At 71.1% G+C, this 22023-nt stretch carries 25 protein-coding genes; 17 read left to right on the top strand and 8 right to left on the bottom strand.

Annotated elements, in window-relative coordinates:
* The first annotated feature begins 43 nt into the window (after positions 1-43).
* The gene (ygfZ, locus tag ACZ45Z_RS16505) at positions 44-1024 is read left to right on the top strand and encodes a CAF17-like 4Fe-4S cluster assembly/insertion protein YgfZ (RefSeq protein WP_468362465.1); all 981 of its coding nucleotides are present in this window, start codon (positions 44-46) and stop codon (positions 1022-1024) included.
* 88 nt (positions 1025-1112) lie between these two features.
* Here ygfZ and dtd read toward each other — a convergent pair whose 3' ends face one another.
* Complete coding sequence (gene dtd / locus ACZ45Z_RS16500; protein WP_468362463.1) at positions 1113-1538, bottom strand: D-aminoacyl-tRNA deacylase; 426 nt, start codon at positions 1536-1538, stop codon at positions 1113-1115.
* 175 nt (positions 1539-1713) lie between these two features.
* Here dtd and ACZ45Z_RS16495 point away from each other — a divergent pair, with 175 nt between their 5' ends.
* From ACZ45Z_RS16495 to ACZ45Z_RS16480, 4 genes are all read left to right on the top strand, one after another.
* Positions 1714-2403 carry an RsiG family protein gene (locus tag ACZ45Z_RS16495; protein WP_468362461.1) on the top strand — a complete coding sequence of 230 codons (690 nt, stop codon included), beginning with the start codon at positions 1714-1716 and terminating at the stop codon, positions 2401-2403.
* A gap of 51 nt (positions 2404-2454) precedes the next feature.
* Positions 2455-3456: an asparaginase gene (locus ACZ45Z_RS16490; RefSeq protein WP_468362459.1), complete on the top strand. Its 1002-nt coding sequence runs from the start codon at positions 2455-2457 to the stop codon at positions 3454-3456.
* Between the two features lie 168 nt (positions 3457-3624).
* Positions 3625-4056: an ankyrin repeat domain-containing protein gene (locus ACZ45Z_RS16485; RefSeq protein ID WP_468362457.1), complete on the top strand. Its 432-nt coding sequence runs from the start codon at positions 3625-3627 to the stop codon at positions 4054-4056.
* A 209-nt stretch (positions 4057-4265) separates the two neighbouring features.
* A complete protein-coding gene (locus ACZ45Z_RS16480; protein ID WP_468362456.1) occupies positions 4266-4832 on the top strand; it encodes an NADPH-dependent FMN reductase in 567 nt (188 codons plus the stop codon).
* 42 nt (positions 4833-4874) lie between these two features.
* Here the strand turns inward: ACZ45Z_RS16480 and ACZ45Z_RS16475 are convergent, their stop codons facing one another.
* Positions 4875-5324: a VOC family protein gene (locus ACZ45Z_RS16475; protein WP_468362454.1), complete on the bottom strand. Its 450-nt coding sequence runs from the start codon at positions 5322-5324 to the stop codon at positions 4875-4877.
* A 166-nt stretch (positions 5325-5490) separates the two neighbouring features.
* Complete coding sequence (locus ACZ45Z_RS16470) at positions 5491-6477, bottom strand: aldo/keto reductase (protein ID WP_468362452.1); 987 nt, start codon at positions 6475-6477, stop codon at positions 5491-5493.
* A 296-nt stretch (positions 6478-6773) separates the two neighbouring features.
* On the opposite strand from ACZ45Z_RS16470, the gene ACZ45Z_RS16465 reads away from it, so the two are divergent.
* The 3 genes from ACZ45Z_RS16465 to ACZ45Z_RS16455 all read left to right on the top strand — a co-directional run bounded on the left by ACZ45Z_RS16465 (position 6774) and on the right by ACZ45Z_RS16455 (position 8823).
* Positions 6774-7628: a putative protein N(5)-glutamine methyltransferase gene (locus ACZ45Z_RS16465; RefSeq protein WP_468362450.1), complete on the top strand. Its 855-nt coding sequence runs from the start codon at positions 6774-6776 to the stop codon at positions 7626-7628.
* A 96-nt stretch (positions 7629-7724) separates the two neighbouring features.
* Positions 7725-8525 carry a maleylpyruvate isomerase family mycothiol-dependent enzyme gene (locus ACZ45Z_RS16460; RefSeq protein ID WP_468362448.1) on the top strand — a complete coding sequence of 267 codons (801 nt, stop codon included), beginning with the start codon at positions 7725-7727 and terminating at the stop codon, positions 8523-8525.
* 115 nt (positions 8526-8640) lie between these two features.
* Positions 8641-8823, top strand: coding sequence for a hypothetical protein (locus tag ACZ45Z_RS16455; protein ID WP_468362446.1), 183 nt, complete (start codon positions 8641-8643; stop codon positions 8821-8823).
* A gap of 366 nt (positions 8824-9189) precedes the next feature.
* Here ACZ45Z_RS16455 and ACZ45Z_RS16450 read toward each other — a convergent pair whose 3' ends face one another.
* The 3 genes from ACZ45Z_RS16450 to ACZ45Z_RS16440 all read right to left on the bottom strand — a co-directional run bounded on the left by ACZ45Z_RS16450 (position 9190) and on the right by ACZ45Z_RS16440 (position 11702).
* A complete protein-coding gene (locus ACZ45Z_RS16450) occupies positions 9190-9723 on the bottom strand; it encodes a GNAT family N-acetyltransferase (protein WP_468362444.1) in 534 nt (177 codons plus the stop codon).
* Positions 9724-9786: 63 nt separating this feature from the next.
* Entirely contained in the window at positions 9787-10212 is a 426-nt protein-coding gene (locus tag ACZ45Z_RS16445) for a hypothetical protein (protein ID WP_468362442.1), read from the bottom strand.
* Between the two features lie 104 nt (positions 10213-10316).
* A complete protein-coding gene (locus ACZ45Z_RS16440) occupies positions 10317-11702 on the bottom strand; it encodes a GNAT family N-acetyltransferase (RefSeq protein ID WP_468362440.1) in 1386 nt (461 codons plus the stop codon).
* Positions 11703-11900: 198 nt separating this feature from the next.
* On the opposite strand from ACZ45Z_RS16440, the gene ACZ45Z_RS16435 reads away from it, so the two are divergent.
* The 5 genes from ACZ45Z_RS16435 to ACZ45Z_RS16415 all read left to right on the top strand — a co-directional run bounded on the left by ACZ45Z_RS16435 (position 11901) and on the right by ACZ45Z_RS16415 (position 14447).
* Complete coding sequence (locus ACZ45Z_RS16435) at positions 11901-12326, top strand: hypothetical protein (protein ID WP_468362975.1); 426 nt, start codon at positions 11901-11903, stop codon at positions 12324-12326.
* Between the two features lie 34 nt (positions 12327-12360).
* Positions 12361-12705, top strand: coding sequence for a hypothetical protein (locus ACZ45Z_RS16430; RefSeq protein ID WP_468362439.1), 345 nt, complete (start codon positions 12361-12363; stop codon positions 12703-12705).
* A 118-nt stretch (positions 12706-12823) separates the two neighbouring features.
* Positions 12824-13240 (top strand): helix-turn-helix domain-containing protein, encoded by a 417-nt coding sequence (locus tag ACZ45Z_RS16425; protein WP_468362437.1) that lies wholly within the window; start codon positions 12824-12826, stop codon positions 13238-13240.
* 60 nt (positions 13241-13300) lie between these two features.
* Positions 13301-13942 carry a hypothetical protein gene (locus tag ACZ45Z_RS16420; RefSeq protein ID WP_468362435.1) on the top strand — a complete coding sequence of 214 codons (642 nt, stop codon included), beginning with the start codon at positions 13301-13303 and terminating at the stop codon, positions 13940-13942.
* Between the two features lie 160 nt (positions 13943-14102).
* A complete protein-coding gene (locus ACZ45Z_RS16415) occupies positions 14103-14447 on the top strand; it encodes a DUF2516 family protein (protein ID WP_468362433.1) in 345 nt (114 codons plus the stop codon).
* On the opposite strand, the gene ACZ45Z_RS16410 is transcribed toward ACZ45Z_RS16415, so the two are convergent.
* Positions 14429-15859 carry a PP2C family protein-serine/threonine phosphatase gene (locus tag ACZ45Z_RS16410; protein WP_468362431.1) on the bottom strand — a complete coding sequence of 477 codons (1431 nt, stop codon included), beginning with the start codon at positions 15857-15859 and terminating at the stop codon, positions 14429-14431. The genes ACZ45Z_RS16415 and ACZ45Z_RS16410 overlap by 19 nt on opposite strands.
* A gap of 295 nt (positions 15860-16154) precedes the next feature.
* A complete protein-coding gene (locus tag ACZ45Z_RS16405; protein ID WP_468362429.1) occupies positions 16155-17291 on the bottom strand; it encodes a C40 family peptidase in 1137 nt (378 codons plus the stop codon).
* A gap of 403 nt (positions 17292-17694) precedes the next feature.
* Here ACZ45Z_RS16405 and pstS point away from each other — a divergent pair, with 403 nt between their 5' ends.
* From pstS to pstB, 4 genes are all read left to right on the top strand, one after another.
* Complete coding sequence (pstS, locus tag ACZ45Z_RS16400) at positions 17695-18813, top strand: phosphate ABC transporter substrate-binding protein PstS (RefSeq protein WP_468362427.1); 1119 nt, start codon at positions 17695-17697, stop codon at positions 18811-18813.
* 134 nt (positions 18814-18947) lie between these two features.
* The gene (pstC, locus tag ACZ45Z_RS16395; RefSeq protein ID WP_468362425.1) at positions 18948-19943 is read left to right on the top strand and encodes a phosphate ABC transporter permease subunit PstC; all 996 of its coding nucleotides are present in this window, start codon (positions 18948-18950) and stop codon (positions 19941-19943) included.
* A gap of 73 nt (positions 19944-20016) precedes the next feature.
* Positions 20017-21096: a phosphate ABC transporter permease PstA gene (gene pstA, locus ACZ45Z_RS16390; protein WP_468362423.1), complete on the top strand. Its 1080-nt coding sequence runs from the start codon at positions 20017-20019 to the stop codon at positions 21094-21096.
* Between the two features lie 65 nt (positions 21097-21161).
* Positions 21162-21938, top strand: a complete 777-nt coding sequence (gene pstB, locus ACZ45Z_RS16385) for a phosphate ABC transporter ATP-binding protein PstB (RefSeq protein WP_468362421.1) — start codon at positions 21162-21164, stop codon at positions 21936-21938.
* Positions 21939-22023: the final 85 nt, after the last annotated feature.

Raw genomic sequence — 22023 nt, 5'->3', positions numbered from 1 at the left:
GCCTGTCCGGCGGATGTTCGCGGGTGAGTCGTAGGCTTGCCCCATGCTGCGACCTTCGAATGCCGGCCCCCTGCTGTCGCTGCCCGGTGCCGTCCCGGCCGAGGCCCCCGACGAAGGCGTCGCCGCGCACTACGGCGACCTCTTCCGGGAGCAGCGGGCACTCGCCGACGGCTCCGGCTTCGTGGACCTCTCCCACCGCGGCGTGGTCACCGTCACCGGCGCCGAGCGGCTGAGCTGGCTGCATCTGCTGCTCACCCAGCACGTCAGCGATCTCCCGCCCGGCCACGCCACCGAGGCCCTGATCCTCTCCGCGCACGGCCACATCGAGCACGCGCTGTATCTCGTCGACGACGGCGAGACGACGTGGATGCACACCGAGCCGGGCCGCCAGGAGGCGCTGATCGCCTACCTGGAGAGCATGAAGTTCTTCTACCGCGTCGAGGTCGCCGACCGCACCGGCGACACCGCCGTCGTGCACCTCCCGGCCGGTTCCATCGCCGAGGTGCCCGCGGGCGTCGTCACCCGCGAGACCGCCCACGGCCGGGAGCTGTTCCTCCCGCGCGCGGACCTGGAGTCGTTCGCGGCCACGCACGGTCCGGCGATCGGCATCCTGGCGCTGGAGGCGCTGCGCGTCGAGGCGCACCGCCCGCGCCTGGGCCTGGAGACCGACCACCGCACCATCCCGCACGAGCTGGGCTGGATCGGCACCGCCGTCCACCTGCAAAAGGGCTGCTACCGCGGCCAGGAGACGGTCGCCCGGGTCCACAACCTGGGCAAGCCGCCGCGCCGCCTGGTCTTCCTGCACCTGGACGGCAGCGAGGTGCGTCTGCCGCCGCACGGCACCCCGGTGCGGCTGGCCGCGGACGGCGAGGAGGGCCGGCAGCTCGGCTTCCTCACCACCTCGGCGCGTCACCACGAGCTGGGCCCGATCGCCCTGGCGCTGATCAAGCGCAATGTGCCGACCGACGCGGCGCTCCTGGCCGGCGACACCGCGGCGGCCCAGGAGGTCGTCGTCGAGCCGTGAGCCGGCGTGGCCGTGCGGCGGGCCGGGGAGGGCGCGCCGTACGGCCGTGACGCGGCCGGGCGCTCCGGCCTCGATGAGGACGGTGCGCTCAGACCTCGATGAGGACGGTGAAGGGCCCGTCGTTGGTGAGCGAGACCTTCATGTCGGCGCCGAAGCGGCCGGTCTCCACCCGGGCCCCGAGCTCCCGCAGCCGCGCGACGACCTCGTCGACCAGTGGTTCGGCGACCGGGCCGGGGGCCGCCGCGTTCCAGGTGGGGCGGCGGCCCTTGCGGGCGTCACCGTAGAGAGTGAACTGGCTGATCACCAGGAGCGGCGCCCCGGTGTCCGAGCAGGACTTCTCGCCCTGGAGGATCCGCACCGACCAGAGCTTGCGGGCGAGCTGTGCCGCCTTGTCCGTTGTGTCCTCGTGGGTGACCCCCACCAGCACGCACAGCCCTTCTCCGACGATCTCGCCGACCGTCTCGCCCGCCACGTCGACACGTGCGCCGTCGACCCTCTGCACCACAGCTCGCATACGCGCCATCATGCCGGGCGGCCGCCGGCGTTCGGACAGCCGTACCCCCGCAAGGGCCGTTCGGGTGCCATGGCCCTGCACACGGACCGCCCAGAGTGGCACGATGCGTGCACGCGGTGCGTTTCATGGACAACATGCCCTGGATGCCGCACCGGACGAGGGGACGGAACGATTCATGAGCATTGCCGCCTCCGGGCCGAGGCCCGGTCCCGTACCACCCGCCCGCACGACCCCGGCCGCGCCGACGGCCATGACCACGACCGCCCTGACGACCACGGCGACGGCTCGCGCCGAGCCGACCCGCACCGAGGATGGCCCCATGCTCCAGGCAGGCCACGCGCAGCACCCCCGCCCCCCGCAGCAACGCGACCGCTTCCGGGCGGTGGCGACGCCCGACCTGTCCGGCCTGGGCCTGCCCGAGCTGCGGGTGGTGCGCCGCGATTCGCAGCGGGAGGAGGCGGATCTGAGCTATCTGCGGCGGCTGCTCCAGGGCCGGATCGACATCCTGCGGGCCGAGATCGCCCGGCGCAGCGCGCAGCATTCGCCGCTGCTGGACCGGCTGCCGGAGATCCTGACAGACCTCCCGTCGCGGCACCGCTCCTCCGCCCGGCACGTGACGCTCGGCACTCCGCACAGCGAGGAGTACCGCAAGATGGCCGAGGAGATGCTCGGCGACATCGAGCTGTCGGACCTCACGGCCCGCACCGATCAGGAGCTGCACGACGCGATGGCCCGGCTGATCCGCTACGAGCGGCAGGTCTCGCGGCGCCGCCAGTCGCTGCAGCGCATGGCCGACGATTGCAGCACGGAAATGACCCGCAGGTACCGTGAAGGCGAAGCGCAAGTAGACGACCTGCTGTCCTGACCCGGCCACCAGCCCTGGGGGGACGCTGGTTCTCCTCCCGGAAGGCCGACGATGACCTCGCCCAGCCCGATACCCGTGCCGTCCCCGGCAGCCGCGCCGTCCCCGCGGCTCTCGGTCTCCCCCGTCCTCGCCGAGGTCGTCCGTTCCGGCTTCGTAGAGGGCCGCCACCGCGGCTCGGTGGTGGTGCTGGCGGCCGACGGCGATGTGGAGTGGGCACTGGGTGATGTCACGGCCCCGGTCTTCCCCCGTTCGACGAACAAGCCGATGCAGGCGGCGGCGGTGCTGCGGGCGGGCCTGGAGCTGTCCGGTGAGCGGCTGGCGCTGGCCGCCGCGAGCCACTCCGGTGAGGGCTTCCACCTGGATCTCGTACGGACGATGCTGGCCGAGCACGGGCTGGCCGCCGAGCAACTGCGGACGCCGCCGGACCTGCCGCTGGACCCGGAGGAGTCGGAGCGGTACCTGGCCTCGGGCGGGGTGCGCGACCGGCTCACCATGAACTGCTCGGGCAAGCACACCGCGATGCTGGCCGCCTGCGCGCTCAACGGCTGGCCGCTCGATTCGTATCTCGACGCCGACCACCCCCTCCAGCGGCTGGTGCTGGACGGTGTCCGCGCGGCGAGCGGCGAGGAGGTCGCGCACATCGGGACGGACGGCTGCGGGGCGCCGCTGATGTCCCTGTCGCTGACCGGTCTGGCCCGCGCCTTCCGGTACTTCGTGACGGCCGACCCGGGCACCCCCGAGCGCCGGGTCGCGGACGCCATGCGGGCTCACCCGGAGTACGTCGCCGGCACCCGGCGCCCGGACACCTGGCTGATGCGGGAGCTGCCGGGGACGCTGGCGAAGATGGGCGCGGAGGCCGTCCAGGCACTGGCGCTGCCCGACGGCCGGGCCCTGGCCTTCAAGATCGACGACGGCTCGACCCGCACCCTGGGCCCGGTCCTGGCCCGCGTCCTGCGCCGGATGGGCGTCGACGCGCCCGTACTGTCCCGCATCGAGGACGCTCCGCTGCTCGGCGGCGGCGCCCGGGTCGGCGAGATCCGCGCGGCGTTCTGAGGCGCCACCCGGGACCGTGGGGGGGCGGCCGGGGCGGTGGGGGATCCGTCCGGGGCGGCGCCCATCCCCTCCGCCGGGGACGCTGACCCGAGGGCGGTGGCCTGCATAAAGTGGCGAGAACACAGTCCACGATCACCGCACACTCACCCCAGCAGGAGGCCGGCGACCATGAGCGACGCGAAGAGCGAGCCGCAGAAGCCCGAGGCGACCGAGCACGCGCACGACCCCGAGGTACTCCAGCTCGCGGCCAAGGTGTTCGAGCTGGCACGGCACGGTGACACCGACACCGTCGCCGCCTACGTGGACGCGGGCGTGCCCGCCAACCTGACGAACGACAAGGGCGACTCCCTGGTGATGCTGGCCGCCTACCACGGCCACCCGGACACCGTGTCGGTGCTGCTCCAGCGCGGCGCCGACGCCAACCGGCCCAACGACCGGGGCCAGACGCCGCTGGCCGGCGCGGTCTTCAAGGGCGAGGACGAGATCGTCCGGATCCTGGTGGCGCACGGCGCGGACCCGGCCGCGGGGACGCCGTCGGCGATCGAGACGGCCCGGATGTTCCAGAAGACGGAGCTGCTGGAGCTGTTCGGCGCCGAGTGAGCGGGGTGGGGCCAGGACCGGGCGGGCCGGGGCCGGGCGGCGAGCGCGGTCGAGCCGCGAGCGCGGTGGGGCGGCGAGCGCGGTGGGGCGGCGAGCGCGGTGGGGCGGCCGGCCCGTCCCAGCTTGACCTCAAGTTTGGTCGAGGTCCTAGCGTCCGGACCTGACGGCAACACCGCCGCTCACCCGCACACGCCACGAAGGGCCCCCGCATGTCCGCGCCCCGCTACACCCTCGCAGTGATCATCGCCAGCACCCGGGAGGGCCGGTTCGCGCCGGTCGTCGCGAACTGGTTCACCCAGCAGGTCGCCCGGCACCCCCACATCGACCTCGACGTCATCGACCTCGACGCCGTCCGCCCCTACGAACTGAGCCCCGGCGGCGAGGACCACGCCTCCTTCGCCAAACGGGTGGGCGAGGCGGACGCGTTCGTCGTGGTCACCCCGGAGTACAACCACTCCTTCCCCGCCCCGCTCAAGCACGCCATCGACCTGCTGCACGCCCAGTGGCAGGCGAAGCCGGTGGGCTTCGTCTCCTACGGCGGGATCTCGGGCGGCCTGCGCGCCGTAGAGCAACTGCGCCTGGTCTTCGCCGAGTTGCACGCCACGACGGTCCGGGAAACGGTCAGCTTCCCGCTCGCCGGCGCCCTCTTCGACGACACCGGCCGACTGCGCGAGGCGGCCCCCGCCGAGCGCGCCGCCGACGCCCTGCTCCGCCAGGTGACCTGGTGGGCGGTCACCCTGCGCGAGGCCCGGGCGGCGCGGCCGTACGAGGGGTAAGGGTTCTGAGCGGCGCAAGGGGCCGCGAGGGGGGCCCGACCGTCATTCGTCGTCCGCGGGAGGCCGCGCCGGCGCTCGGGGCGGCGCTTGGGGCGGGCCCTCCTGCACCGACCAGCCGTTGCCGTCGGGGTCGTCGAAGTAGACGAACGAGTTCCACGGCCCACCGCCCCCCTCGGCCATCCGCCCGTCCTCGACGTGCCGCACCGGACCGGCCGCGACGCCCCGCTCGACCAGTTGGGCGCGGGCCGCCGCGATGTCCGACACCACGAGCTGCAAGCCCCGTACCGTCCCGGGCTCCGCCGTCGTGACGCCCGGCCCGGAGCCGATGACGATGGAGCAGTCCGACCCCGGAGGCGTCAGTTGCACGATGCGCACGCCCTCGCCCAGGCGGGTGTCGTGATCGACGGCGAAGCCCACCTGCTCGCTGTAGAACCGCTTCGCGCGTTCCACGTCGGACACCGGGATGGGGACCAGTTCGAGCTTCCAGTCCATGACGCGCCGTCCTTCCGTACGGGCGGGAGGGGGCCCGGGGCGGAACCGCGGCCGGCCGCCTCGTTCCCCGCCAGAAGTCTAGGGACGCGACGGCGAACGCGCCGCCCGGCGGCCACCGGCCCGCGCCCCCCGAGGAGCGCACGGCGGGGCTCCCCCGCCGAGCGGGTCACCCCTCCACGAACGCCAGGCTCCCCTCGTCGTAGCGCGTCCCGGCGATCCGGCCGGCCGGCGCGGCGGCGTCGATGGCGGCCAGCTCCTCGTCGGACAGCTCCACGGCGAGCGCGCCGAGGTTCTCCTCCAGGTACTTCTGCCGCCGGGTGCCGGGGATCGGCACCACGTCGTCGCCACGGCGGTGCACCCAGGCCAGCGCGAGCTGTCCGGCGGTGACGCCCTTCGCGGCGGCCAGCGCGTCCAGTTGCGCCACGATGGCGAGGTTCCGCTCCAGGTTGCCCTCGGCGAAGCGCGGCTGGGTGCGCCGGATGTCGGACTCCGGCAGCTTCTCCACCGAGGTGTAACGCCCGGTCAAAAAGCCGCGGCCGAGCGGCGAGAACGGCACCAGCCCGATGCCGAGTTCCCGGCACACCGGCGCGATCTCCCGCTCCAGGTCGCGGGTCCACAACGACCACTCGCTCTGGAGCGCGGCGATCGGGTGCACCGCGTGCGCCCGTCGCAGGGTCGCCGCGCCCGCCTCGGACAGCCCGAGGTGGCGGACCTTGCCCGCCGCGACGAGTTCGGCCATCGCGCCGACGGTCTCCTCGATCGGTATGTCGGGGTCGACGCGGTGCTGGTAGTAGAGGTCGATGTGGTCGACGCCGAGCCGGCGCAGCGACGCCTCGCAGGCCCGCCGCACGTACGCGGCGTCGCCCCGGATGGCGGTCGGCTCCCCGAGCCGGTTGGCGAACCCGAACTTGGTCGCCACCACCGCGTCGTCGCGCCGCCCGGCGATGGCCCGCCCGATCAGCTCCTCGTTGTGCCCCGCCCCGTAGAAATCGGAGGTGTCCAGCAGGGTGACGCCGAGGTCGAGCGCCCGGTTGATGGTCGCGACCGACTGGTCGTCGTCGGCCGCCCCGTAGCCGTGGCTCATCCCCATGCACCCGAGTCCCTGCGCGGAGACCACCAATTCACCGAGGTGACGCCGGGTTGTGTCGGTCATCGCTGCTGCCTCCTGGCACTGTGTCGGGAACGGATCCGGTCGCTCCCGGACTCCTGTGCCAGACCGTAGGAGTTGGAGCGCACTTCAAGTCAACAACGCTGCGGCCGGGCCGGTGCGCCGCTCCGGCTCCGGTAGAGTTGGCGGATCGAGCAGTGGACCGACCGAGGAGGTGAGACCGATTTCCCGCCAGACCAGGCAGGTGCTCCCGTCTCACGGCCGTACGGTCCACCCGGACAAGGTGACCCTCCGGCAGTCGTGACCGGGACGCGCCCATCGGCGCCCCGAAAGGCTCACCCATGTCGTCACACCCGTCCCCTCGCACCTCACTCTCCGCTCCCGCCTCCCCCGCGCTCTCCCGCGCCGCCGTCATCGCCCGCCTGCGCGCGGCCGGTTGCGTCTTCGCGGAGGACGAGGCCGAGTTGCTGCTCTCCACGGCCGGCACACCCGCCCACCTCGCCGCCATGGTCGAACGCCGGGCCGCCGGCCGGCCGCTGGAACACGTCCTGGGCTGGGCCGAGTTCGGCGGCCTGCGGGTGGCCGTGGACCCGGGCGTGTTCGTGCCCCGGCGCCGTACGGAGTTCCTCGTCGGCCAGGCCCTCGCCCTCGCCGCGCGAGCCGCCGCGCCTCCCGCGGTCGTCGTCGACCTGTGCTGCGGTACGGGCGCGGTGGGCGCCGCCCTGGCCGCCGCCCTCGGCCCCGTGGAACTGCACGCCGCGGACATCGAGCCCGCCGCGGTCCGCTGCGCCCGCCGCAACCTCACCGCCGCCGGCGGCACGGTCCACGAGGGCGACCTCTACGCCCCGCTGCCCGACCGCCTGCGGGGCCGCGTCGGCATCCTCGTCGCGAACGTGCCCTACGTACCGACCGAGGAGGTCGGGCTGCTGCCCGCGGAGGCCCGGGAGCACGAGCCGCTGGTGGCGCTCGACGGCGGGGCGGACGGGCTCGACGTCCTGCGGCGGGTGACGGCGCAGGCGGCACAGTGGCTGGCCCCGGGCGGCCACCTCCTGGTCGAAACCAGCGAACGCCAGGCGCCACGGGCCGTCGAGACCTTCACCCGCGGCGGCCTGCTCCCCCAAGTGGCCACCTCCGACGAGTGGTACGCCACCGTCATCATCGGGACCCGCCCCGGCAACTCCCCCCAGCCCACCTGACCACCGGACCGGGCCCACCCGACGCACCCGCCCGCTCTCCCCTCCCTCCCCTCCCTCCCCTCCACCCCACCACCTCATCCGGTCTACCGTGCTCCCATGCCTCCGATGAGCTACGACCACCACTGTGCCGAAATCGTCGCCCAGGCCGCCCTGTTGAGGTCTCTCCTCGCGGACGCGGACCTGGGGACGCCGGTGCCGGGCTGCCCCGGTTGGAACCTCGGCCAGTTGCTGCGCCATGTCGGCGGAGCCCACCGCTGGGCCGAGACGGTCGTGCGGACGCGGGCGTCCGGGCCCGTGTCCGACGCGCAGGTCAACGACGTGTCCGGGTACGCCGACAAGGACCCGGCCGCTCTCGGCGCCTGGCTCGCCGAGGGCGCCGAACAGCTCGCGGCCGCCCTGCGCGAGGCCGGTCCCGACGCCGAGGTCTGGACCGTGGCGCCCGGCGGCACACCGGAGTTCTGGGCCCGCCGCATGCTGCACGAAACCGTCGTCCACCGCGCCGACGCCTCCGTCGCCCTGGGCGTCCGCTTCACCGTCGCCGACCCGATCGCCGCCGACGCCCTCGACGAGTGGATGTCCTTCGCCTGCCTGCCGCAGGCCCTGGAGGAAGGCCCCGGCCTGCGCGCCCTGATCGGCCCCGGCCGCACCCTCCACTTCCACGCCACCGACACCGCGCCACAGGCACTCGCGCACTGGCTGGTCGACCTCACCCACGAGCCCCTCACCTGGCGCCGCGCCCGCGAGGAGGCCGCCGTAACCGTCCGCGGCCCGCTCGCCGGCCTGCTCCTGCACATCTACGGACGGTCCGCCGCCCCCACCCACCCGGTCGAGATCCTCGGCGACGCACGGCTGCTCGACTCCTGGCTGGACGGCGTCAGCTACTGGCTCAGGCAATAGCGGCCGGCCGGCGCCTGTGTGTATGCCGCGCACCGCCCGCCCCGTTCTCACCGTCGCATCTGAGCCTGAGCGCGATAGTTGTCGTTAACCTCCTATCCCGACCTGGCCTTTCTCGATGAGCGATACCCGGGGCTCCTTGTGGTCCCACATCTGTACGTGGACGGATCTGCTGGTCCCTGTCTCGCTGGACGCGCGGCGGGGCGGCCTGGACCTGTCCGATGGCTGGCCGAACCGGTGGACGGCGACGTGGAAGTACGCCGGGGACGAGGTTGCGGGGCCGGTCCGGCACCTGGGGTAGGTGCCGGTGGCGAGCCGTGGGCCGATGCGGGGGTTCACCTGGCGGCGGGAGCAGCGGCACAGGCCCGGTCTGGAGTCCCTGGTGTCGACGGGGCGCCTGCATGGGTTCGAGAGCCTCGAAGAGGATCAGCTGCTGGTAGCTCTGGACTTTGCCGGTGATCTGGTGGAAGTGCTGTCGCAGCCGTTGCGTATCCGGTTCCGTACGGCGGAGAAGTGGCGCAACCGCATCCCGGCAGGAACGGCTGAGAGAAGCCGATCTCGCACTGAGCAGATGGCTTCGTCGCCCGTCTTGGATCTCGGTCCCGCTCAGGCAAGCGGTGATGGATCTTCCGGCGGGCAGAAGAGCTGCAGTGAAGCCCTGCTGAGTTCAGCCTCGCAGGTTCGGCGGTGCGAGATCCTTGCAGTAGCGGACTTCGGGGACCGCTGTGCCGTTCACCGACCAGTCCGCCGAGCGGCCGTCCAGTACGAAGCCGCCCCGCTCGTAGAAGCGGCGCGCCCTTGTGTTGGCGGCGATCACCCACAGTACGAGCCTGTGGAACGAGCGCTCCCGGGCAGCCCCCAGCGTCTGCTGCATCAGCGCTTTTCCGACACCGGTGCCGAGGCGATCAGGGGCCGCGTAGAGGGCGAGCAGTTCGCCGTCCTGGGGTTTCCGGTCCTCTTCTTTGGAGGGGCCGAGTGCCGCCCAGCCGACCACGGCGCCGTCTTCCTCGGCGACGAAGTTCAGGACGCTCCCCGTGCTGCGCACGAACATGTCACGTCGCATGCGGGCGTCCTCGGCGACCGTGAGTGCGTCGAGGTAGTCCTGCGGCACCATGCCCGAGTAGGCGGCCTGCCAGCCTTTCACCCGCACTGTCGAAACATCGCAGATGTCTTCTTCCTGCATGGGGCGTACCCGCATCATGCGCCGAGTGTACCCGGGCATGAAAGATGCACCCTTGGCTTTTCCCTTTCCCGTGCATCTGGTTCACAGCGAGCTGCGAATGATGATTTCCCACCAGGAGGCGAGTTCCGCCCCCAGGGAAAGGGCACGGACCTCGGGTGAATTGGTGGTGCTTCGCCATGTGGTCATCGCCTGCACCGCGCATCCGGCGATGATCGCCCCGCGTACCTCTCCGCCGGGCTCGGTCATGGAGAAGTTCTTCAACCAGGCCGACAAGTAAGGCTGTGCCAGGCGGGACTGTGAGAACGACGTGAAGGATCCACCGCGTACGTGCAGCAGCGAGGCAAGGTTCATGAACGGGTGCCCCAGGTACCGGGGTTCCCATTCGGATATCTGCATCCCGTCTTTGCCGAGGTACGCTGTGTGGCAATTCAATGAGCCATTGACGATGCTGACGGGAAGCCGACTGCGGCCGAGTGCGTCAAAGGCGGCATTGACGCTCTGGGTCATCCAGTCAAAGGCCCGGTCCCCGAACCCCGGAATGTATTCCTGTACGGCCCGCCAGTCCCGGAGGATCAGGCGGAACTCCTCATGCAGCCGGTCGCATCAACTCGTCAGAAGCCGAAGGAGTTGTGCGGTTCGGGGTCGATCCGGAACAACCGGGCCAGCCGCCCGATCGCGCCGTCGGCGTGCGGGGTGATGTGGCCCGCATACGCCAGGTCGTGCGCCGACATGCCACCGAAGTAGAGCGAACTGAGCGCCGGGACCGTGATGGTCATGTCCGCCACCTGATTGGTCGGAACGCACGTCACCGAAGCACCGTCTGCTCGGATATGCCACGTCCGGTTGTTCGCTGGGCACATCCGGTCGCCGCCGATGGTGAACGTCAGCTCGCCAGACGTGTCGTACGACCGTTGTGTCAGGGCGAGGGGGACGTCGAGAAGTCGCGCCCACAGGTTGTCCGACTGGCGGGTAATGCGCATCGCGCGGGGGTTCGTGAGCATCCACCGCAGGGGTTCGTCGCGCGGACGGCCGGGTGCCACGATGGTCTTGGTGAGATCGAAGTCGATCAGCACGCTCCACAAGGCGCGGTAGGCGATCGGATTCATGGCCTCAAGGGCCTCCACGACGAGTGTTCCCGCGTTGTCCTCTGTCGAGGACCACGGCAGTCGAAAGTTGGCGATGCCGTCCACATTGCCGCGCTGGTTGCGGTGGACGAGATACCGCAGCGGTCCGTTCGTGCCGTCTGCTTTGTCGGACAGCCCTTCCCAGCGTCCGGTGAGCGGGGTGAGTTCACCGACGCGCGATGTACGTACGCTCGCATGCACCACAGGCCAGGCCTGCTTCGCCTGCGTGGCGCCGACCAACTCCAGCGCCCCGGGGTCAGTCTCGGCTGGAAGGAGGGTGGCTTCGTGACGGGCCAGCTCCCACCTGACGCGGTAGGTCGACGGCGACAACCCGTACCGCCCGTAGATGCTGCCTTCACTCGCGCTGAGCATCGCCAGCGGCTCGCCTCGGGCCAAGGCTGATTCGAACATGGCCTGCATCATCTGCCGCAAGTAACCGCGTCGGCGGTGGGTCGCGATCACCCCGGTGGCAGTGACGCCGGCCATCCTGACCGTACCCCCGCCGGGGACCGTCACCTCGAAGGAGATGGTGGCGGATGCGCCGACGCACGTGCCGTCGAAGAACGTCGCGATCGGGTGGAAGGACTCATCCTTGATATCAGCCTCTGCCCACTCATCGAGCTGCTCCGCGGTCGCGGGGGCACGCTGCGGGGGCCACGGCTCAGGACCACCGTGCCACGCAGCGTCCGCTGGCTCCCACTTCGGCAGCCCGTTCGCGAACGGCAATGCCCGGTAGTACGCAGCCATTTCATCCGGTCGTGGCGGGCGGACCCGAGTCACCATGCCGGACATTGCATCCGCGCCCCCCACCGACTGGCAACCGAATATCGGCCCTTCCCGCTTCGGATCGTCATCATGAACCACTTCAATCACAGGGCTCCGATGCACCTGATCATCGCCCGCGGTCCTGCCCCATCGGACGGCCAGCGAAAGCCGACCACGAAGCTACCGTCGCGCCCACCGCAGCCACCCCTAACCGAGTCGGACGGCGTCGCGGGTGCGTCAACGGGAAGGAGCTGACCCGTGGGCCTCGCCGGACGCCCCCTCTTCTCACCGAGAGATCATGTGAGCGTGATGCTGTGGATCCGCGCCTACGACGGCGAGAGCAATGTCTGGTCGTACTTCGAGCTCGACAATGAGGAATGGGCGCTGCGGCACGTCGACCTGCAAGGACTTCAGCGCCAGCCTGTGACCGCAGCCTCGCTGGCGGAGGTCATCGAGATCCGCGACCGCGGCGACCTGGCAGCCATGGCCTCCTACGAGCGGCAGTACGGCGTCCTTGCGGAAAGCACCCTGCAAGGGTGGCAAGAAGCGGACGGCACTGCCGAAATCACCCGGCAAGAATTCGAGTCGACGTGGGCATCTGCGCGAGTCTTCCACTCCGAGTACTCAGAATTCCGTGTAGCCGGGTTCTCGCCCTCCGGCCTGACTCTCGCGGTCGCCACCAGCAGCGACCTCACTCTCTGGACTCGGCCCGAACTCCACGTTGACGACTGAGCGGACAACGGGACCGCACGCGAGAGGACGACAGATGGACCGGGCGGAACTCGCCGAGATGCTGGGCGACCAGACCGCGGCCTGCGAACCCGCCAGAGCGGCGCTTCTCGACGGAGGCGACTTCGTCGTATGGGACGGCAGCGTTCCCAGCCAGCAGCTTGCCGGCATCTACGCGGCTCGCCTCCGGCGGGCGAGGAAGCGAGGTACTGAGACTCTCGCCTTGCCGTCCACGGTCGACACCCTCACCCGGCTCGAAGCCACTCAGGTCAGGATCGGCCGCATCTTCTCACCGGACCGGACGTGGGCCTTCATGCTCTTCCTCGCCGACGACGCCAGCGCAATCCTCGCCTGCACGGGAGTCCGCCAAGACGCACGGTGACAGTTGTGCTGCTCAAGTGACAACTAGCGTGCTCAGGCACAGCATCCCGGTCGCCCGCCGCCGACACTCCCGCTAGCGCTTGCTTGCAATAGTTAGCATGAGGGGGCACTATCGAGGCATGGCATCACTCAACGTCGGCAATCTCGGCGAGTTCCTGCGGGAGCAGCGGCGCACGGCGCAGCTCAGCCTGCGGCAGCTCGCGGATGCGGCGGGGGTGTCCAACCCGTATCTCAGTCAGATCGAGCGCGGCTTGCGCAAGCCGAGTGCGGAGATCTTGCAGCAGCTCGCCAAGGCACTGCGGATCTCCGCCGAGACGCTCTACGTCCAGGCCGGGATTCTCGATGAGCGGCATGGACTGGACGGGGTCGAGGTGCAGACCGCGATCCTGACCGATCCGGCGCTGAACGAGAAGCAGAAGCAGGTCCTGCTGCAGATCTACGAGTCCTTCCGCAAGGAGAACGGGCTCGGGAGCGGCGGGGGCGGCACCGCGCGCGGGCCCGAGGACGGAACGGGACCGGACACCCATGAGGCTTGAGGCCGACGGCGGCCCGCACGCCACCTGAGCGACCCATTCGATTCCAGGAGGAAGTACGTCATGGCCATCACCGATGACCTCCGCAAGACCCTGACCGACGCCACCCCGCTGTACGCGCTGGCCGGCACCGCCGACCTGGCCGCCGAGAAGCTCGGCGAGGTGCCGGCGCTGGTGGAGAAGCTGCGGGCCGAGGCGCCCAAAGCCTTCGAATCCGTGCGCGCCACCGACCCCAAGGACGTGCAGGAGCGGGTCGCCAAGCAGGCCAAGGACGCCCAGGAGAAGCTGGGCGAGCTGCTGGGCACGCTGGACGGCGATCTGAAGAAGATCCGCGAGCAGGCGCAGGGCCTGGCGCTCCAGGGCGTGGGCCGGGCCGCCGAGTACGCCGTCAAGGCGCGGGAGACGTACGACGGGCTGGCCGAGCGGGGCCGCGGCGCCGTGCAGACCTGGCGCGGCGAGACCGCCGACCAGGTCGAGGAGCTCGCGGTGGCCATCGAGCCGGAGCCCGAGGCGAAGCCGCAGCCGACGGTCCGCGACACTCTGAAGGCCCAGCAGAAGCCGGCCACGGCGAACGGCACCACGGCCGAGGAGAAGCCGGCCACGGCGAACGGCACCAAGACCGAGGAGAAGCCGGCCACGGCGAAGAAGACGGCCACGGCGCGCAAGCCTGCGGCGAAGAAGACCACGCCGCCGTCCGCGAAGTGATCTGAGCGGCGGCGGACGGACCCGAGAGGTCCGTCCGGCGGGCCGGGCACGCTTGGCGTGCCCGGCCCGTTCACCGGGTACGGTGGGGCCCCGTCGGGCCCCTCAGGGCCGGGGCGACGAGGGACGACCAGGGACAACGAGGCGAACGGGTGGTGGCGGAGTGCTGATCTACGGGTTCCAGAACGTTCTGGACTGGGTGCAGCTCGCCCTGGGCGTGTACGCCGCCGTGATGCTGATCGACGCGGCCGTGCACCGCGACGACGCCTACCGCGCGGCGAGCAAGCAGTCCAAGGGCATGTGGCTCATTTTCCTCGCCCTCGCGACGGCGCTGCTGTTCCTGCTGCCGCTGATGTCGTTCCTGCCGGTCATCGGCATCATCGCGGTGATCGTCTACACCGTCGACGTGCGCCCCGCGCTCAAGGACGCCTCCGGCGGCGGCCGCGGCCCGCGCCGCGGCGGCTCCAGCTCGGACGGCCCGTACGGCCCCTACAACGGCGGCCGCTGAGCCCGGCCGTCCTGGCGGCGGTCCAGCAGCAGCACGGCGACATCGTCGGTCAGTTCCCCGCCGTTGAGGTCGCGCACCTCGCGGACCGCGGCGTCCAGCAGTTCCTCGCCGCGCAGGCCGGCCGCCATCTGGCGGCTCACCAGCTCGACCATGCCGTCCTGGCCCAGGCGCTGGTTGCCCTCGCCGATCCGGCCCTCGATCAGGCCGTCGGTGTACATCATCAGGTTCCACGAGCCGCCCAGCTCGACCTGCCGGCGCGGCCAGCGGGCGTGCGGCAGCAGGCCGAGGGCCGGACCGCCGGACTCGTACGGCAGCAGCCGCGGCGCCTGGCCCGCGCGGGCCACCAGCGGCGCGGGGTGACCGGCCAGGCACAGGCCGGCGCGCCGGCCGTCCGGGGAGATGTCGACGGTGCACAGCGTCGCGAAGATCTCGTCGTCCGCGCGCTCGTGCTCCAGCACCTTCTGGAGGGTGGAGAGCAGCTCGTCGCCGCACAGCCCGGCGAAGGTCAGCGCGCGCCAGGCGATACGCAGCTCGACGCCGAGCGCGGCCTCGTCCGGGCCGTGGCCGCAGACGTCGCCGATCATGGCGTGAACCGTGCCGTCCGGGGTGCGCACGGTGTCGTAGAAGTCGCCACCGAGCAGCGCGCGGCTGCGGCCGGGGCGGTAGCAGGACGCGAAGCGCAGGTCGGAGCCGTCGAGCAGGGGCGTGGGCAGCAGGCCGCGCTCCAGGCGGGCGTTCTCCTGCGCGCGCATCCGCGACTCGGTCAGTTGCCGCTGCGCGAGGTCGGCGCGCTTGCGTTCGACCGCGTAGCGCACCGCGCGGCTGAGCACCGCGCCGTCCAGCTCGTCGCGGAAGAGGTAGTCCTGGGCGCCGACGCGTACGGCGTCCGCGGCCCGCTCGGCGTCGGTCTCGGACGTGAGGACGAGCACGGCGTGCGAGGGGGCCAGCCGCAGCACCTCACGCAGCACGTCCAGCTCGTCACCGGGGCGGCCGTCGTCGGAGGCGCCCTTGTCGGCCTTCTCGGCCCGGTCGGGCCTCTCGGGCGGTGCCAGGTCGAGCAGGATGCAGTGCACGTCGTCGGTGAGCAGCCGCTCGGCCTCGGTGAGGTTGCGGGCGGTGCGCAGGCGGACCTTGCGGCCCGCCCAGTCCGACATGTCGGGGACGGGGCTGTTGGGGTCCTCGCCTATGAGGAGCAGGGTCAGGCCCTGAGGGGTCGGCTGCTGGGCGGCCGCGGGCTGCTCGGGCGCGGCCTGCTCCTGGCCGGTCCGCGACAGGTCGCCGGTGCCCCGGACCATCGCGTCCCCCTCCGTCGGTGTACCGGCCGTGCGCGCGGCATCCGCGCAGGCGGTGTCCACCGGTCCTGCCTGGTGCGGCAGCACGACCGTCCGCTGGTGCGGTACGGGTACGGGCATTTCCTCTGCTTCCTTCCCTCCCCCCGAGGGGTACGGTGGCGAGCCGACCGGCGCACCACCGTGCCCGGTTCCCCACCGCTCGTGAGTCAATTGAGCGGGGCGTTGCCGGGCACTGAGAGGCGACCATAGCGCCAGGACCGAGCGCTTTGGAATGGCCGATGGCAATCCGCCATCGTCATATGCCGCATCCCATCTGCGGTAACGCGCGGGAAGGGAGGAAAGCGGAATGACGAACATCACCCCGCATGACCGCATTCGGCGACGTCCGGCAACCCTCAGATAACGAGCTAACCGGTCATTTATCGGGCCGCACGACACCCAGGATCGGCATCGATCCGGCGCCCGTGACCGTGATCTGCCGACCAGGCCGGGGGGCGTGCACGAGCGCGCCGTCGCCGAGGTACATCCCGACATGACTGGCGTCCGAGAAGTAGATGATCAGGTCGCCGGGACGCATGTCCTTGAGGGCGACCCGGGGCAGCCGCCGCCACTGCTCCTGCGAGGTCCGCGGAATCGTCCGGCCGGCGGCCTGCCAGGCACGCAGGGTCAGCCCGGAACAATCGAAGGTGTCCGGCCCTTCCGCGCCCCACACATAGTCCTTGCCGATCTGTGACGTGGCATACGCGATCGCCTTCTTGCCGGTGGCCGAGGCTTTGTTGTCGATCTCTTTCAGGACACCGGAATCCAGCCATTTCTGCTGCTCCCGGAACGCCTGCTCGTCCTCCAGTTTTTTCAGCCGGTCCTTTTCGTCGGCGGCCAGCCGGGATTCCAGCTTCTTGGCCGCCTCGATCTTCTTCTCGACGTCCCGCCGCGCCTTTTCCTTCTTCTCGCGGTTCGCCTCCAGCCGCTCCCAGCGGTCGGTGGCCGCCGCCGAGTAGTGCTCCAAGTCGTTTTCCTGCCGCGACAGTTGGCCGATCACGCTCTTGGCGGCCTGCTGGGCCTTGCGGACGAGGGTGGCGTTGTCGAGGAATCCCTCGGGGTCGGCGCCGAGCATCAGCCGGGCCTCGGGCGGGACCCCGCCGGCGCGGTACTGCGCGCTGGCCAGCACCCCCGCCTGCCGCTTGAGAGCGGCCCGCTTCCGCTGGGCCGCGTCGATGCTCCGGGCCAGCCGGACGATTTCCTTCTGCTGGACCTCGACCTGTTCCTTGGCCCCGTTGTAGGCGTCGGTCGCCCGCTCGGCCTCGCGGTAGAGCGCGTCGATCTCCTTGCGGACCTCCTCCAGGCGCTTGCCGCTCCCCGGCGTCCGGTCCGCGGCGTCCGCCGCGCCGGCCGGTCCCGGATCCGCGGCGGCGGCCGCCGCCGTGCCACCGAGCAGACCGGTCGCGCACAGCACGACGGCCGTGCACGCCACCACCCGGCCGCCCCACGCGCCCCAGTGCTCCCGTCGCCCCTGGAAGCCCCACACCCCGCGTACGCCTCGTACGTCGCGCATGCCTCGTACGTCCTGCCGTGCCCCCTGGCTCCCCACCAGCCACCTCCGGTCGGTCCGCACCGATTCGCGTCTACGCCTCAGGCGCGGATGCTGCCATACCGGCCGGTAATTCAACAGGGCGACGGGCCCCTGACCCCCGAGTTACGCCCGGTCGCCACCCGCCCAAGATCCCGCACCCACCTGATGGCCGAGGTTCACCTTCCGTTCACTCCCCTCCTTCGGCCACGTCACCTCATCTGCCTAATTTCAGCCGTACCGAGTGCGCGTCACGCCCCCCCAACCGGACGCGGCACGGCTAGCTGACACCGCGAACCGCGGCAGTCCCCGCGGCCCGCGGCGGTCCCACCGATCGTCTCCCCCGCACGCCGAAGAAGCGGCGCGCCCCAGGAAGGAACTCTCGACAGTGAAGCTTCAGCGCAAGAACCGGGTTCGCGCCCTCGCCGTTGGCGCTCTCGCCGTCTCCGGTGCCCTGGCCCTGACGGCGTGCGGCTCCGACGACACCAGCGCCGGCGGCGGCAAGTCCGCCAAGCCCGCCGACGTCAAGTGCGAGGGCAAGGGCAAGCTGCTCGCCTCCGGCTCGTCCGCGCAGAAGAACGCCATGGACGTATGGGTGCAGAACTACTCCGGCGCCTGCGCGGACACCGAGATCAACTACCAGCCCACGGGCTCGGGCGCCGGCATCACCACGTTCCTCCAGGGCCAGACCGCGTTCGCCGGCTCCGACTCCGCCCTCAAGCCCGAAGAGGTCCAGAAGTCGAAGAAGATCTGCAAGGGCGGCCAGGCCATCAACCTGCCGATGGTCGGCGGCCCCATCGCGGTCGGCTACAACGTGCCCGGCGTGGACGACCTCGTGCTGGACGCCCCGACCCTCGCGAAGATCTTCGACGCGCAGATCACCAACTGGAACGACGCCGCGATCAAGAAGCTGAACCCGGGCGCCAAGCTCCCGGACCTCAAGATCCAGGCGTTCCACCGCTCCGACGACTCCGGCACCACCGACAACTTCACCAAGTACCTCAAGGGCGCCGCCCCGGCCGCCTGGAAGCACGCGCCGGCCAAGACCTGGGAAGGCAAGGGCGGCCAGGCGGCCTCCGGCTCGGCCGGTGTCTCCTCGCAGGTCAAGCAGACCAGCGGCGCCATCTCCTACTTCGAGCTGTCCTACGCCACGGCCGGCAAGATCCCGACCGTCAAGCTGAACACCGGGGCCAAGGCGCCGGTCGAGGCCACCGTCGACAACGCCTCCAAGGCGATCGCCGAGGCCAAGCAGATCGGCAAGGGCGACGACCTCGCCCTCCAGCTCAACTACACCTCCAAGGCCGAAGGCGCCTACCCGATCACCCTGGTGACCTACGAGGTCGCCTGCGACAAGGGCAACAAGACCGAGACGCTGCCCGCCACCAAGTCCTTCCTGACCTACGTCTCCAGCAAGGACGGCCAGGACGCCCTCAAGGAACTGGGCTACGCCCCGCTGCCCACCGAGATCGCCGACAAGGTCCGCAAGACCGTCGCCACGCTCTCCTGACCCACCGGGCGGCGGCCCCACCCGCCGTACGTCCCCGGGCCCGCACCCGGCCCGCCGTACGGCCCCGGGGCCGCCGCCCGTCCGGTGCACCGCCGCGCCAGGAGCCCCCGCCGGCTCCGCAGACCGGAGAAACCATGACTTCGACATCCTTGATACCCGACACGCCACCACCGCCGGCCGACGAGCGCTCCGCCGTCTCCGGCAAGGCGGTCCGCCCCGGTGACCGGATCTTCCTCGGGTTCTCCCGTGGTTCCGGCATCACCCTGCTGGTGATCATGGCCGCCATCGCGGCCTTCCTCACCTACCGCTCGGTGCTCGCCATATCCGGCGACAAGGCCAACTTCTTCACCACCCTGGAGTGGAACGCCACGGGCGCCGAGCCGCGGTTCGGCATCGCCGTCCTGGCCTTCGGCACCGTCGTCAGCTCGGTGATCGCCATGGTCATCGCGGTCCCGGTCGCGGTCGGCATCGCCCTGTTCATCTCGCACTACGCCCCGCGCAAGCTGGCCTCACCGCTCGGCTACGTCATCGACCTGCTCGCCGCGGTCCCCAGCATCATCTACGGCCTGTGGGGCGCCCTCTTCCTCGTCCCCCACCTGGGCGGCCTCTACGGCTGGCTGGACGACTACCTCGGCTGGACCGGCGTCTTCGCCTACGGCGACGGCGCCGCCCGCTCCCTGTTCACCGTCGGCATCCTGCTCGCGATCATGATCCTGCCGATCGTGACCAGCGTCAGCCGCGAGGTCTTCCTCCAGGTCCCGAGGATGCACGAGGAGGCCGCGCTCGCGCTCGGCGCCACCCGCTGGGAAGTCATCCGGATGTCGGTGCTCCCCTTCGGCCGCTCCGGCGTCATCAGCGCCTCGATGCTGGGCCTGGGCCGCGCGCTTGGCGAGACCATGGCCGTCGCCACGGTCCTCTCCCCCAGCTTCCTGATCGGCAGCAGCCTGCTGGACCCGGGCGGCGGCACGTTCGCCCAGAACATCGCCAGCAAGTTCAGCGAGGCCGACGAGTTCGGCCAGGACGCCCTGATCGCCTCCGGCCTCGTCCTCTTCGTGATCACGCTGCTCGTCAACGGCGCGGCCCGGCTGATCATCGCCCGCCGCAAGGAGTACTCGGGAGCCGCAGCATGAGTGAGCGCAGCGAACGAATCAACAAGAGGTGCGCGCTTCGCGCATGCGGTGCCTCGCGAAGCGAGGTGGCGGCATGAGCGACGTCATGACCGAACGCCGAACGGTCGCGGACCCCGGCGGCACGCCCCTGCACGTCTCCCTCAAGCACCCCCGCCTACCTCGCTGGACCCCGCCCGTCCTCGCGCTCGTCGCGGCGGCCGTGGGCATCGGCACCGGTCTGGCCGCCGGCCTGGACAGTCAGATCCAGTGGGGCCTGATCGCCGCCCTGGTCTTCGTCTTCGGCAGCTACGCGCTGGCCGCCGTCGTCGAGGGCGGCCGGCAGGCCAAGGACCGCCTGGCCACCAGCCTGGTCTGGATCGCCTTCCTCCTCGCCGTCGTCCCGCTCGCCTCCCTGCTGTGGGAGACCGTCGCGCGCGGCACCAAGGTCCTGGACGGCTTCTTCCTGTCCCACTCGATGGGCACCCTGCCGGACGCGATGCCCGGCGGCGGCATCTACCACGCGATCGTCGGCACCCTCGAACAGGTCGGCCTGGCCACCCTGATCGCCGCGCCGATCGGCCTGCTCACCGCCATCTACCTGGTCGAATACGGGCGCGGCAAGCTCGCCAAGGTCGTCACCTTCTTCGTCGACGTGATGACCGGCATCCCCTCGATCGTGGCCGGCCTGTTCATCCTGTCCGTCTGGATCCTGATCCTCGGCTTCGGCCCCTCCGGCTTCGCCGGCGCCATGGCCCTGGCGATCTTGATGATGCCGGTCGTCGTCCGCTCCACCGAGGAGATGCTCAAGCTCGTCCCCAACGAGCTGCGCGAGGCGTCCCTGGCGCTCGGCGTGCCCAAGTGGCGCACCATCCTCAAGGTCGTCCTGCCCACCTCGCTCGGCGGCATCACCACCGGCGTCGTGCTGGCCATCGCCCGCATCACCGGCGAGACCGCCCCGGTGCTCCTCCTGGTGTGGGGCGCAAAGACGATCAACAACAACCCCTTCGAAGGCGCCCAGCAGTCGCTTCCGCTGTATGTGTTCCAGCAATGGCAGCAGGGGTCCGACGCCTCCTACGACCGTGCGTGGGCCGCGGCCCTCGTCCTGATCGCCTTCGTCATGATCCTCAATCTGGTGGCCCGCGGCATCGCCCGCTGGAAGGCCCCGCAGCGCTGATGCGCGGCTCCGCCGCGTGGCCGGCCGCCGAGCCCCACGCCCGTATGAAAGAAGCAGTGATCCCCATGGCCAAGCGAATCGACGTCAGCGGCCTCTCCGCGTACTACGGCGGCCACAAGGCCATCGACGACATCTCCATGACCGTCGAGCCGCGCTCGGTGACGGCCTTCATCGGCCCCTCCGGCTGCGGCAAGTCCACCTTCCTGCGCACCCTGAACCGCATGCACGAGGTCACCCCCGGGGGCCGCGTCGAGGGCAAGGTGCTGCTGGACTCCGAGGACCTCTACGGCTCCGGGGTCGACCCGGTCGCCGTCCGGCGCACCGTCGGCATGGTCTTCCAGCGCCCCAACCCGTTCCCCACGATGTCGATCTTCGACAACGTGGCGGCGGGGCTGCGGCTGAACGGCTCGTACAAGAAGAGCGACCTCAAGGACGTCGTCGAGAAGTCCCTCAAAGGCGCCAACCTCTGGAACGAGGTCAAGGACCGGCTGAACAAGCCCGGCTCGGGCCTGTCCGGCGGCCAGCAGCAGCGGCTGTGCATCGCCCGCGCCATCGCGGTCGAGCCGCAGGTCCTGCTGATGGACGAGCCCTGCTCGGCGCTCGACCCGATCTCCACCCTCGCCATCGAGGACCTGATCGGGGAGCTGAAGGAGCGCTTCACGATCGTCATCGTGACGCACAACATGCAGCAGGCCGCCCGCGTGTCGGACCGCACCGCGTTCTTCAACCTGGCGGCCGTCGGCCAGCCCGGCAAGCTCGTCGAGATCGACGACACCGAGCGGATCTTCTCCAACCCCTCGGTCCAGGCCACCGAGGACTACATCTCCGGCCGCTTCGGCTGAGCCCGGCCACGGCCCCGGCGCCCGCCGGGCCGCCCCCCGCGTCCTGCGGTGCTGCATGGCGGTGCCACCGCATGGCGAAGGGCCC

Source organism: Streptomyces sp. NPDC031210 (assembly GCF_055570395.1).
This window is presented reverse-complemented; position numbering and strand designations above follow the sequence as displayed.